Genomic DNA, 12,896 nt, shown 5'->3' on the forward strand with positions numbered 1-12,896 from the left:
AAGGTGCAAACCTTTATTCCTCCTTAGCTCAGTCGGTAGAGCATGCGGCTGTTAACCGCAGTGTCGTTGGTTCGAGTCCAACAGGGGGAGTTTTCGGAAACATGAAGTCCGATACCAAATTTGAATTTTCTACCAGGCTCCATGGTCAAGCGGTTAAGACACCGCCCTTTCACGGCGGTAACAGGGGTTCAAATCCCCTTGGAGTCATTATGTAAGAATTCTTACATATAATAAAAAATATATATGGTGCCATAGCCAAGTGGTAAGGCAAAGGTCTGCAACACCTCTATCCCCGGTTCAAATCCGGGTGGCACCTCTATTAAGTCTCAGATAACAAAAATTATCTGAGTTTTTTTATGTAATAGAAAAGATGAGCGGAGCAATGAGCCGATCACTTATGAAAATGTAGCGATTCCTGAGATACATAGTCAATCGGATATTCGCAATCCGCTTTCGCTACTTGCTCATAACCGAATAACTGCTTCGCAGTTTATCAGGAGGGGCTTGTACCCCTCCTGATACAAGTAAGTCCCCACCCACTGCTTATTGCTCTTCGCAATTGAAGCAGGGGACTTACTTGATTCGGTTAAAAAAAGAAGAAAATAAATTAGAAATCAGGCATGGAAAGAATACGAGTCCAATGTCTGATTTTTGATTATAAAGCGTTTGGCCAATTTGGTGTTTTTTGATTGGGAAGATGTTCTCCAATCAACTTTTCCATCCAGACCATATTATACCAACGGTGGAACTTGTAGCCACACTTATAAAATTCTCCAACAAGACGGTAGCCCATGTGATGATGAAACTCGACGCTGTTTTTATCCAGATATTCATCTTCCTTAGGAGGATAAGCGATACAGGCATACATATTTAAAATTCCCTGTTCACGTAAAGCATTTTCAAGTGCATCATGCAGCTTGCGGCCGATGCCTCGATGTTTGACATTCTGATTAACATAAATGGAGGTTTCTACTGCCCAGTCGTATGCTGGTCTGGCATGAAAAGGACTGGCGTAGGCGTAACCAAGCAGCCTTTTGTTTTCCTCGGCTACGAGATAAGGGTATTTTTGCAAAGTATATTCAATTCGGGAAGCAAATTCTTCTGCAGAAGGAACGTCATATTCAAAGGTAATTGCGGTATGCTCTACATAAGGAGCATAAATATTTAAAAGTGCCTGTGCATCTGCTGGTGTGGCAGTGCGGATAGTAACAGAGTCTTTGATATCCATAAAAGCTAGTCCTCTTTTTTTATTTTTTGAAAGAATTTTTTTGCTTGACTTAAAGTTAAGTTTATGCTGTATGATAAAAACGGGAAACGTATACATCGATGAAAAATGAATCTTTCGATTCGAATTTACGGACAGTATATAACGGGGGAAAAAAAGAGTCAATATAATAAGTAATGAATCAGTAAAAAAGTCAGGAGGAAAAACAGTGGACAGAATAAAGAAAAGTCATGCCTATGAGACAGCACTTCAGTTAAAAGAGGAAGGAAAGATCAGACATTTTGGAATTTCTTTCCATGACAGAGCGTAAGTTATGCACTCCGTTTCGCAGCCGGATTTGAGGATGTTGCAAAAGAATTTGAAAAACAGCAACAAGAGGCTGAATAAGTAAGAGTCCTCCTGAGACTATAGTGTTACGGTTTATTGCATTTCTGGTAGCACAACAGTATCCATTTGTTCATTAAGGATACGACAGTTTCAGGGGGATTTTTGGTATCACATATAAAAATATCATTCGTCAAATTCAGCAGTGACAATAAAACCTCTTGGTGTATGTTCAATATTTTTTACGATTCCCTTGCGGGATTTGATGCGCTGAGCATTTGGATAGCAGCCGGACATGGCTACAGCTGGTTCGATGATGTAACTGTAATTCATAAAGGACTGATATTCGGAAATTTCTATCTCATCACCAATCTCTATCAATCCCTGACGTTCCATTTTAAATTTTTCCTGACGCATATAATTACCTCTTTCTGTTGAAATATATTTATAATGATGCGAAGGTCATCAGATCAAGCGGATATTCGCAATCCGCTTCGCTACTTGCTCATAATCGAATAACTGCTTCGCAGTTTATCAGAAGGAGCTTGCACTCCTCCTGATACAAGTAAGTCCCCACCCACTGCTTATTCTTTTCGTAATTGAAGCAGGGGACTTACTTGATTCGGTTAAAATGCTATCAATCTATGTGTGGAATATAGTATAGCACAAAAATAAGAAACAACAAGTAGCATGTGAACAGCAATATAATAATAGTGATGATAATTTAAAAATAAATTAAAAAAGTACTTGAATACGTAGGATTCTGCATATATAATAAAATTGAATTATACTGTTTACATATAAATGTCAGAATTTCTAAGGTGTAACAGAAGTCTGACATTTATTTTTATCTTTTTATATTGATACAGGAAGGAGGGATTACATGCGGACAATTGTCATTTGTGATGATGTTGAGATTGAAAGACTTCTTTTAAAAGAAATTTTGTGTCAGTATTTTGAGGAAATAAATGAAGAAGTTTCTATTATAGAATATGGTTCTGGAGAGACGTTGGTAGCTGATGTGGAAGAGGGCTATCTTGATATGGAACTTTTATTTCTTGATATTTATATGAAGAAGCTTAATGGAATGGAAACTGCCAGAAAGCTGCGACAGCTACAGTGCAAAGTTCCGATCATTTTTCTGACAGCTTCTCCTGATTATGCAATAGAGAGTTATGAAGTACAGGCTTCAGGATATTTATTGAAGCCATTTTCAGAGGAAAAACTGATGAAGCTTCTGAATATGATCCTTAAAACAGATATGAAGAGACGAGTTGCGATTAAGAATAGGAGACAGTATCGCTATCCGTACACAGATGATATCGTATATATTGACAGTGATAAGCACAATGTTACATTACATCTCTCGGATGGTTCAGAAATCGTGACAGTAGATAAACTGGTAGAAATTGAGAAAAGGATCAATGAAAAACGTTTTCTGCACTGCCATCAGAGTTATCTGGTGAATATGGATTACGTTGCGGATGTGCAGGATAATTTTATAATGAAGGATGGCAGCATTGTTCCAATTCGTGTTCGGGGACGAAAAGAGATGCTGGATGCATATTATAACTACTTTATAGACCATTTTACTGATCTGTAGTCTGGCGTATGTCTGGAAGAACACTCTCGGAGAGAGTTGGCTGAAAGCTAATTGACGCTTTTGCAAAATAAATTGAAGAATTTGCACAAAACCACAAATTAGCATAAAAGCTGATATAATACATATCAAGGTACAGCTGATGTAAAAAACAGATAAGTTGGGAACGGGGAATGCAACAGACAGCGTTATCTGCCTGATCAGCTGATATACCCGACCTATTATCAAAATGTGTGAAAAGTGTGTGTTTAAAGTGTGTGTAAATGTGAAAAATCCCCACTGGAATCCAAGGTTTCCTCGGCATTGTGATTCCAGTGGGGATTTTGTGTTACATTGAATATAAAATTGATTTATGTTATTCTTCAGATTGATCGTCAGAAGTATCTGTACTTGAATCCGAAGATGATTGGTCATCAGAGTTATCTGTGTCTTGCACAGACGTCTGATTGTCAGAAGTATTCGTGTCTTGTCCAGATGTCTGTTCACCGGAGACAGAGGTGCCTTCATCAGAAGCTGAAGCAGTATTGTCTGTGTTCTGGTCTGTGGCATCGTTAGATAATGCAAGTTCCAGGGAGGTATCTGCAAAGAATGTATTTGCATTATACAGATACAAGATTTCCTGAACATTTTCTACCTGGATCAGCTGCTCCAGATTTCCGAAATAATAACGAGGGTCGACCATTACGATCTTGCGGTAATGCTGTGCAAGGAATGGGACAAAGCTGTTAGCATAGGAATCCTTGAGAACCAGCAATGTATTATCAGTCTCCGTAGGAGTGCTGATTTTTACCTGGGCGTGATTACCGCCAAAAAATAAAGCATATTTATCTCTGGTGTCAAGCTTCGATGTATCATAGAAGCTGGCACTTTTTTTCTGTTCATCAACATAATTGATGACAGATGAAAGTGCATTATCCCCTGTCGGAAAAAATACATCGATCTCATCTTTTTCACCGGAGCGGAAACCGCTTTTGGCAGATAATGTTCCCTGGAAAGAACGAGTAACCGGTGCTTTATCGTAGGTGTCAGAAGAAGTATCGATTGCCATATCTTTAGCGGCCTGAAGATAGGCATAATAAGCACCCTGAGTGGTCCAGTGATGATCTGTATGGTAATAAAGATCTTCCATTTTGTGGTCTTTAAAAGTATTTCGGACATCGATGAAAGTTATGCCGGCCTGTGTCAGAGAATCAGACAGACTGTCCAGCCAGGTATTCTGATCCTCCACAGGAGCAAAAGCAGGAAGCTTATTGCTTAAAATGTTTACAGAGTTTGGAGCGATAAGTGCATACTGTTTCATATCAGAATGACGTTTGGCAAAGTCCGTCATTGCTTTTACAGTAGAATCATACTGTGTCTGTTCAGGTGCTTTGAACTCTTCCATAAGATATCCGGATTTTCCCAGATATACACCATTCGCTTCCGCTTTTCCCATTAAACGTTCAGTTCCGGCTTTCAAAGTAATCCAGAGATCGCGAAGCGGAAACTGATCATTTTCATAAGTTTCGAATTGTTTCTCGAATCCACCGGAAGCAATCTGACTGCCGTTTAAATGAGGCCGGGAGGAAAGTACGCGGTTTTCTTTTTCGGAAAAGCCCCTGTCAGGAAGTACGATACTTATGATTAGTACGACCAGAGGAATGAACAGAAACAAAAGCCCCATTCTATGGAAAAATATTCGATGATTTCTTAGTGATTTTTTCATATTGTTTTCCTTCTAAAATTTTGCATATAAAAATGGTGTGTATGAGTTATAAACCATGTAAGCAACGGACAATGCAAATAAAACAAGATTTATAACTACCGCTGCAGTAGGTCTGCGTCTGACCAGACGTTTAAAATGCTGGTAAGGAGTCGGACGGCATGCAAGAATACTGATCAGAAGAAGGATAAAGCCTGTCTTGAGATAATAAAGAGCAGTGCGGTCGATAAAACCTGCGGCTCCGATTCCGAACATAGTTCCAAGGTAATGTCCAAGTGCACCAAAATCAGTCTGGCTGAAGAATACCCATCCGATCATGACTACGAGCATGGTGTATACAGTGCGAAGCCATGAAGGCATTCTGTCCAGGAATTTCTGAAGGACAAACTTTTCAAGTAAAAGAAAGAGTCCATAATATACGCCCCACAGTACAAAGTTCCAGCTTGCACCATGCCACAGACCGGTAAGCGCCCATACCACAAGGATGTTGCGGATATGTTTCAATGTGGAGACACGGTTACCCCCGAGTGGAATATAAATATAATCCCGGAACCAACTTCCAAGAGAAATATGCCAACGGCGCCAGAATTCGGATACACTGGTTGAAATATACGGGTAATCAAAGTTTTTGTTAAAATCAAATCCTAACATTTTTCCAAGACCGATAGCCATATCTGAATAACCGCTGAAGTCAAAATAAAGCTGCATGGTATAAGCAAGGATACCAATCCAGGCAGTGAATACAGACATCTGGGAATGACTGCAGATTCCTGCGTACAAAGCGGAGAGATTGTCTGCCAGGATAACTTTCTTGGCAAGGCCTTTTACAAAAAGCTCGGCACCGGTACCAAATTTGGAAATATTAATAGTGCGTTTATCTAACTGCTCCTCAATATCTGCATATCGCACGATAGGACCTGCAGAAGTATAAGGAAACATAGTACTGTATACTGCAAAAGTCAGGAAGTTTCGCTGTGCATTGACTTTGCTTAAATAAATATCAAAGAGATAGGACAGGTTACGGAATGTGTAAAAAGAAAGTCCTATCGGCAGCGAGAGTTCCGGGTGAGGAATATGGATACCGGTGATTCCTCCGATGGTGTTAAGCAGAAATCCATAATATTTAAAAAATACCAGGATTCCCAGGTTTACAATGATAGAAAAAATCAGATTAATCTTTTGCTTCCTGTCATCATAATATAAACGTTCCAGTTCTGCTCCCATATAATAGTTAAAGACACTGGAAAACAACATAAGGATCACATATACAGGCTCACCCCATGCATAAAAGATCAGGCTGCCTAAAAAAAGCAGCAGATTGCGAAGCTTTCCCGGGACCAGATAATAGATCAGCATAAAAACCGGAAGAAAGCAGAATATAAAAAAGATACTGTTAAATACCATATGAAAATTTCTCCAATCTGGATGTTATATCAGGGAAAGAAATGTCAGGCGCCAGTTCTGTGCATCTGCGCCACACATATAGTAGACATAATTTCCCTTTTTGCCGACAACTGCATTGTTTAAAAGTGCCATCTGGTCTGTGCCATAGCCTTCAAATACCTGTTTCTGGCTGGAAAGATGAGAATTAGCACTTTCGAGCAGAGCAGCGGCCTGATCGTTATCGTTTGCCTTCATAATACAGATTTCCTCGACAGCCATAGGTGAAGCTGCCTTGTAGAAAAAGTAACCGTCAATATCGCGGTCATCCGTCTGATAATAGTGTTTGAGATCTGCACGAGTCTCCTGATTCAGTGAGACAATGGCTGAATCCTGCTCCATAGTCTGTGCAATCTGGTCCATTGGTATATTCTTTGCGCTATCGGAAGTGTAGAGAATAGTCAGATATACAATAAGGAAGAGTACAAGTCCGCCCTTGATAAAAATATGTAAATAATTTTTCATGCCTGTAACCCCGCAATCTGTGCCATATGAGTCAGCCATTTAGGATAATAGGTTTGAATTACGTGTTCACCATCCGGCTCATACAGATTCTCCGAACTGTTTTCCACAATGGAAGTGTTGTCGATAAAGGTACATCCCAGTTCCTGGCAGAGATTTACAAGTCCATCATTATAATCGGAGTAATAGCCAAGACTCGGGTTTGCTGCGATTGCCTCATCTGTGATAGGCAGAATACAGTTGATATAAACAGGAACATCTGGTAGTGCAGCCTGAATTTTCTTTATCTGTGTTCTGTAGGCATCGATAAATCCGGACGAATCAGAACCATATATTTCGAGGTCATTAGAACCGAAAGCCATGAATACATGAGTCGGGTTCAGGTTGATCGCGGTATTGATCTGATCATCGGCAGCCTGTACGTTTAAGCCACGTTTGCTTACCACGACATCAGTATCGAGATATCCATATTCAACAATTGATTCAGTGATAGAGTCACCGATGATGACACTGCCTGCAAATACCTGACGGATTTCCACATCGCTTAATACGGTGCCAGTAGAACCATCTGCAGTGGTATCAGAACCTGAAGAACTGCCGGTTGCCTGTTTTAAGTCCTGAAGCTGTTGTTCTGTCTGAGAGATATCTGCGGTCTCCAGTGTCTGAAGCCGCGCCACATTTTCTTTGCAGACAGAATCATCCCCCTGGTTGCTGGTGCATAAAAAGACGACAGCACCGGCTAGTATGATACCGGCAGGGATTAGAAATAAAATTTTTTTTGTTGGTTGTTTTTTCAAAATAAATCCTTCCCAGAGCCTTGAAATTTAAGGGCTCTTATGGAGAAATTCCCCATTTTACGACATAGTTCGAATCCATTATAATACGCCCCCAAAAAACTTCAAGGAAAAATTCACAAATTTCACACAAAGTCGTTCACTTGTCTGTGGACGAAGGGGCAGAAAGAGGGTATACTGAACAATATACAAATTTTGTGTTGCTGTGAATGAAGTGGTAAACGGTAACAATTTTACAGTAAGGAGGAAATAGGCGTGGGAAAAAAGATTTCAAATTTTTTGAAAGGTGAGATTGTCTCATCAGTTTTTTATCTGGCTTTTGGTCTGTGTCTGATTCTGATTCCGGATCAGACAGTAAATATCATTTGTAAGATTGTATTTGGACTGGTAATGATCGCAGCTGGTGTTTATCATATTGCTATTTATGCGGCTGAGAAAGAGAAGGCAACCATATTAGATCTGTTTACGGGAGTAATCGTTACAGTGCTTGGAATTTTTCTCTTCTTTACACCGCAGATCGTTATCAGAATCCTTCCATATTTACTGGGAGCATTTGTGCTGGTTGACAGTATCTGGAAAATAAAAGGCAGCTACAGGCTGAAAAAGGCGGAGAGAGGACGCTGGAAGATTCTTTTTATCGGATGTCTGATTTTCATCGCGCTGGGAATTTCCATGCTGTTTTATTCTTTTATGTCAGTGACAAAGATGATTTTATTCTCAGGAATTATTCTGACAGCAGATGGAGCGGTAGATATCGTATTTCTTGTTATGCTTCGACTGGGAATGAGAAAAACTGAGAAGCTTCGTAATGAGAAACCGAAAGAAGATAAGAAACAGGAGAAACCAGAGCCGGTTGAAACAGACAGTGAGGAAAGTAATACAGAATCTTATCCTGAATATACAGGAAATAGTGAGAATTCATCAGAATCAGACATAAATACAGTGTATCAGACAGAAGACTCAACAGAAAACTCAATAGAAGACTCATATCAGGCAGAAGACTCAGCTCAGACGGAAGGTTCAGACCAGACAGAAAATAACGCGAAGTGTCAGGAACCGGAAACGAATCTGGAATTGGAAACAGAAGAAACCGCAGATGAAGCAGATGCGAAGGTAATTCTGGATAAAAAAGTGTATAGTGCGGATGCAGATGTGGAAAGTCCAAATAGAGAAATCAGGGAAATGTTGAAAAACCATGATGAACCACTGGAAGAATGGAAGGACTGAGTAGGACATGAAAGAGCAGACATCTATTGTACTGATGAACTTTTCCGGAATCTATGAGGAAGAGAGATTCTGGAAAGAGAGGCAGGTGTCCTGGATTGATGCTAAGGATATCTGCGGAACGAACTGCTATTGCGATGATGAGGCAATCGCAGAAATCAATAAAAGAACAGAAAACCATTCGTTTGCCGGAATTCATTTTATCGATTCCGGCAATTATCACTATATGACAAAGCTGTGGCTGACAAAGATAAAGAAGCCTTTTGCATTGCTGGTCTATGATAATCATACGGATATGCAGCCTCCGGCTTTTGGCGGGATTTTATCCTGTGGAGGATGGATTGCGGCGTCACTTGAGGAACTAAAGAATCTGGAGCATGTGATTCTTATAGGACCGGATGAAGCTGCCTATGAACAGGTAGAAGAGGAACTGAAAGAAAAAGTAATATTTCTTTCACGAGAGAAACTGCAGGAAATGAATGATGCGGAAATAAGCAGGTTTCTGACAGAAGTACTTTGTGAAACACTGCCATTGTACATTTCGATTGATAAGGATGTACTTTGCCCGGATGATGCACAGACAACCTGGAGTCAGGGAGATATGAAGCTGACAACCTTACTTTCTGGTGTAAAGACAGTGCTGGAATGTGCAAAAAAGACCGGCGGAGAGATTGTTGGTGTGGATATCTGCGGAGAAGCTGATGTGGAGGCGGCACATGAAAATGAAGCTAACGATCTGGCGAATGAGAAGATTATTGGAGATTTTGAACACTTATTTTTAATCGAATCGAGCAAGTAGCGAAAGCGGATTGCGAATATCCGATTGACTCGAATCGAGTGAGTCTTAAGAATAGGATCGTTTTCTGATTATGCTAATTGATATATTGACGGAGAATTATATTCACGGAATTATTGAGAGAATAAAGAGAGAAAGGAATTGAAGCATGCATAATGAGTTACTGCATATAGGCCCGCTGACAGTTTATGGTTATGGCTTTATGATTGCAATAGGTGTTCTGGCAGCATGGTTTGTTGCGGAACAGAGAGCACGCAGGCTGAAACTTGCATATGAACATATTTTTTATTTGGTAGTGTGGTGTGCGATTGGAGGATTTGCTTCTGCAAAAATTCTGTTCTGGATCACAAACTGGCAGGAATTTATCCAGAATCCACGACAGATTATCGGCTCAGATGGATTTGTGGTTTACGGAGGAATCATCGGAGGAATTTTTGCAGGATGGCTGTATTGCAGGATTAAGAAGTTGAAATTTCTGGCATATTTTGACCTGATGATGCCATCAATTGCACTGGCGCAGGGGTTTGGAAGGATCGGATGTTTTCTTGCCGGATGCTGCTATGGAAAAGAAACTTCCGGTCCGCTGGCGGTTACTTTTACCAGCTCGGATTTTGCACCCAATAATATTCCACTGATTCCGACACAGATTTATTCCAGTATTCTGGATTTTGTGCATTTTCTGCTTCTTCTTTATGTGGCGAAACATAAGAAAGCGGATGGACAGGTGGCGGCATGTTATCTGATCTTCTATAGTATAGGAAGGTTTATCATTGAATTCTTCAGAGGAGATATCGAGAGAGGAAGTGTTGGAAGTTTTTCTACGTCACAGTTTATCAGTATTTTTACGGCTATAGCTGGAATTATAGTGCTGTTCGTTGCTACAGTAAATAAAAAAGACAGCAGAAATTATCATAAAAAATAAATATCACACATATCATGTATAAAAAAATCTCAGGAGGATAAAAATGTTAGGACCTGATGATTTTGAAATGCAGATACAACAGGAAGAGATCCCCGGCATTCAGCCTGAACTGTCAATACCACCGGCACAGGATGAACAGTACGGGGATTTTATTGTGAGACAGGGACAGAATATCGGGGGAGATTATGCGAACAGACCAGATTCGGAATTTCTCCCGGTCAATGAGACATTTGGAATTCTATATGTTCCGTTAAATGAAATCGGCCCTCTGGAAATTAATTCTTATACATATGTGTCACTGCCGAAATGTTATGCATTGATGGACGTGGATGCGCTGAATGCATCCGGGATTACGCGGCTGCATAATCATCCGTATCTGGAATTGCAGGGAGAGGGAACGGTTATTGCAGTAATCGATTCAGGAATTGATTATGAGAATCCGATTTTTCGAAGTGGGGATATAAGCAGAATTGCCTATATCTGGGATCAGACGATCCTGGGAAATGAAGATGAAAGAGTTCCTTATGGAAAAGTTTTTACAGGGGAGGAAATCAGCAGGGCGATAATGTCTGAAAATCCCAGGGAAATCGTGCCGTCAGTGGATGAGAACGGGCATGGCACAGCAATCGCAGGGCTGGCGGCAGGAAACTTTGTTCCGGCAGAGAATTTCTCAGGGGCTGCACCGAAAGCAACGATCATAGTGGTGAAATTAAAAGAAGCAAAATCTTATCTGAGAGAGTTTTATCAGTATCCGCCTCAGGCACAGGTATATCAGGAGAACGATATTATGATTGGGATTTCTTTTGCGGTCAGGATGGCTAAGGAGATGGGAATGCCTGTTTCCATCTGTCTGGGGCTTGGCAGCAGTCAGGGCGCACACACCGGGGACAGTGAACTGAGCAGATATCTGGATTATATCAATGAAGATTCGCAAGTATCAGTTTCTGTGGCAGCAGGAAATGAAGGAGCTGCGCAGCATCATTATACAGCAGAACTAAACGATGTACGAAATCAGGATACGGCAGAACTGCGTATTTCAGAAGGGGAACAGGGATTTACTATGGAATTCTGGGGAAATCCTCCGGACGATTATGCAGTGTCGATCCAGTCACCGGCAGGAGAAAACCTGTATGTGAGCAGTTCTCTTGGCGCGGGGACGCAGGAATTGAGTTTTGTTTTTGTGGAGACGAAGGTGTTGGTAAATTATGTGGGAATGGAACGACAGACGGGAAAGCAGCTGATTTATTTTCGGTTCTTCCATCCGGCGGCGGGGATATGGAAAATGAATGTCAGTAAGAAAAAGGGGGCAGCAAGTCGATTTCATATGTGGCTTCCGGTGCAGGGATTGATCTCAGAGGATACGTATTTTCTGGAATCTACTCCCTATAATACAGTTACTACACCGGGGGACTCAACCAGAAGCATTACGGCAACGGCTTATCAGTACCGGGATAATAGCCTGTATTTTCAGGCAGGGAGAGGATTTACGCCGAATAATCAGGTGACACCGGATCTGGCTGCACCGGGGGTAGAACTGATCATTCCGCTTCCGGGAGGGGCTTATGGAAAGGCTTCTGGGAGCAGTCTGGCGGCTGCGATTACCGCAGGGGCGGCAGCACTAGTGCTGGAGTGGGCGATCGTGAGGAAAAATATTCCTTATGCTTCAGGGAACAGTGTGAAATTTTATCTGCAAAAAGGGGCTGAGCGAGACACACAGATGGAGTATCCTAATCCGGGGTGGGGATATGGCAGACTGGATTTGCATCATACGTTTGAGGTTATTAATTAACCGAATCAAGTAAGTCCCCTGCTTCAATTGCGAGAAGCAATAAGCAGTGGGTGGGACTTGCTTGTATCAGGAGGGGTACAAGCCCCTCCTGATAAACTGCGGAGCAGTTATTCGGTTATGAGCAAGTAGCGAAAGCGGATTGCGAATATCCGATTGACTGTATTACTGTGGTGGAGGCAGACACCGGTTTCTCTTGCGATAACATTTTAACGTCTAAAAGAAATGGATTATGATAGATAGTGATACAGCCACATTATAGCAATCCTCTAAAATAATGCATCTTAATCCAGCCCATCAGAGTGTGAAATCCTGCGTCAGATATCTTTGCCGTGCGTCAGCACGCCTGCAGATATCTTCCTTGTCTTTCGCACTCTGCTGAACTGTCTTAAATGCATTATTTACGAGGATTGCTATAGTCTCGGCACACTGGCAGAGAATTTTTTGTTCTACAAGATAAAAAATAATAACCAAATTCTCGAGACAAATCTTGTATAGTTTTTGGCCAAAAATAGTTAGGTAATCTAATTGTTTTTTAGGCCTAAAAGTGTTAAGATATAAAAAAGAATTTGGGAGGCTATTATGAAGAGAGGCAGTATTTTTGAAACTGACGGAATCCCC

Annotated in this window: 12 protein-coding genes and 3 tRNA genes; 8 read left to right on the forward strand and 7 right to left on the reverse strand. The window is 41.0% G+C overall.

Annotated elements, in window-relative coordinates; all coding sequences use genetic code 11:
- The first annotated feature begins 17 nt into the window (after nucleotides 1–17).
- From AC058W_RS08620 to AC058W_RS08630, 3 genes are all read left to right on the forward strand, one after another.
- Nucleotides 18–90: transfer RNA gene (locus AC058W_RS08620), tRNA-Asn, on the forward strand.
- A 45-nt stretch (nucleotides 91–135) separates the two neighbouring features.
- Nucleotides 136–207 (forward strand) — tRNA-Glu (locus AC058W_RS08625).
- A 38-nt stretch (nucleotides 208–245) separates the two neighbouring features.
- Nucleotides 246–316 (forward strand) — tRNA-Cys (locus AC058W_RS08630).
- 339 nt (nucleotides 317–655) lie between these two features.
- On the opposite strand, the gene AC058W_RS08635 is transcribed toward AC058W_RS08630, so the two are convergent.
- Both AC058W_RS08635 and AC058W_RS08640 read right to left on the reverse strand, forming a co-directional pair.
- On the reverse strand, nucleotides 656–1,228 hold the full coding sequence (locus AC058W_RS08635; protein WP_118411537.1) for a GNAT family N-acetyltransferase: 573 nt from the start codon (nucleotides 1,226–1,228) through the stop codon (nucleotides 656–658).
- A 507-nt stretch (nucleotides 1,229–1,735) separates the two neighbouring features.
- Nucleotides 1,736–1,966 carry a hypothetical protein gene (locus AC058W_RS08640; protein ID WP_117677107.1) on the reverse strand — a complete coding sequence of 77 codons (231 nt, stop codon included), beginning with the start codon at nucleotides 1,964–1,966 and terminating at the stop codon, nucleotides 1,736–1,738.
- A gap of 466 nt (nucleotides 1,967–2,432) precedes the next feature.
- On the opposite strand from AC058W_RS08640, the gene AC058W_RS08645 reads away from it, so the two are divergent.
- The gene (locus AC058W_RS08645) at nucleotides 2,433–3,152 is read left to right on the forward strand and encodes a LytR/AlgR family response regulator transcription factor (protein WP_117677106.1); all 720 of its coding nucleotides are present in this window, start codon (nucleotides 2,433–2,435) and stop codon (nucleotides 3,150–3,152) included.
- A gap of 352 nt (nucleotides 3,153–3,504) precedes the next feature.
- Here the strand turns inward: AC058W_RS08645 and AC058W_RS08650 are convergent, their stop codons facing one another.
- From AC058W_RS08650 to AC058W_RS08665, 4 genes are read right to left on the reverse strand one after another with little or no spacing between them, the layout of a single operon-like run.
- Nucleotides 3,505–4,854 (reverse strand): DHHW family protein, encoded by a 1,350-nt coding sequence (locus tag AC058W_RS08650; RefSeq protein WP_243098516.1) that lies wholly within the window; start codon nucleotides 4,852–4,854, stop codon nucleotides 3,505–3,507.
- A 12-nt stretch (nucleotides 4,855–4,866) separates the two neighbouring features.
- On the reverse strand, nucleotides 4,867–6,255 hold the full coding sequence (locus AC058W_RS08655; RefSeq protein ID WP_118411538.1) for an MBOAT family O-acyltransferase: 1,389 nt from the start codon (nucleotides 6,253–6,255) through the stop codon (nucleotides 4,867–4,869).
- A 24-nt stretch (nucleotides 6,256–6,279) separates the two neighbouring features.
- Complete coding sequence (locus tag AC058W_RS08660; RefSeq protein ID WP_117843980.1) at nucleotides 6,280–6,756, reverse strand: DUF4358 domain-containing protein; 477 nt, start codon at nucleotides 6,754–6,756, stop codon at nucleotides 6,280–6,282.
- Nucleotides 6,753–7,550, reverse strand: coding sequence for a GDSL-type esterase/lipase family protein (locus AC058W_RS08665; RefSeq protein ID WP_117677103.1), 798 nt, complete (start codon nucleotides 7,548–7,550; stop codon nucleotides 6,753–6,755). The genes AC058W_RS08660 and AC058W_RS08665 overlap by 4 nt, the downstream gene beginning before the upstream one ends.
- Before the next feature lie 252 nt (nucleotides 7,551–7,802).
- On the opposite strand from AC058W_RS08665, the gene AC058W_RS08670 reads away from it, so the two are divergent.
- From AC058W_RS08670 to AC058W_RS08685, 4 genes are all read left to right on the forward strand, one after another.
- Nucleotides 7,803–8,774 (forward strand): HdeD family acid-resistance protein, encoded by a 972-nt coding sequence (locus AC058W_RS08670; RefSeq protein WP_178761849.1) that lies wholly within the window; start codon nucleotides 7,803–7,805, stop codon nucleotides 8,772–8,774.
- 7 nt (nucleotides 8,775–8,781) lie between these two features.
- Nucleotides 8,782–9,570, forward strand: a complete 789-nt coding sequence (locus AC058W_RS08675) for an arginase family protein (RefSeq protein WP_479389976.1) — start codon at nucleotides 8,782–8,784, stop codon at nucleotides 9,568–9,570.
- Between the two features lie 145 nt (nucleotides 9,571–9,715).
- Nucleotides 9,716–10,489 carry a prolipoprotein diacylglyceryl transferase gene (locus AC058W_RS08680; protein ID WP_117843982.1) on the forward strand — a complete coding sequence of 258 codons (774 nt, stop codon included), beginning with the start codon at nucleotides 9,716–9,718 and terminating at the stop codon, nucleotides 10,487–10,489.
- A gap of 43 nt (nucleotides 10,490–10,532) precedes the next feature.
- On the forward strand, nucleotides 10,533–12,278 hold the full coding sequence (locus tag AC058W_RS08685; RefSeq protein WP_118247731.1) for a S8 family peptidase: 1,746 nt from the start codon (nucleotides 10,533–10,535) through the stop codon (nucleotides 12,276–12,278).
- Between the two features lie 294 nt (nucleotides 12,279–12,572).
- Here the strand turns inward: AC058W_RS08685 and AC058W_RS08690 are convergent.
- The coding region (locus AC058W_RS08690) for a hypothetical protein (protein WP_479389977.1) at nucleotides 12,573–12,896 on the reverse strand (324 nt) is incomplete at its 5' end.

The organism is Blautia sp. CGZ-1-C1, from assembly GCF_056504575.1.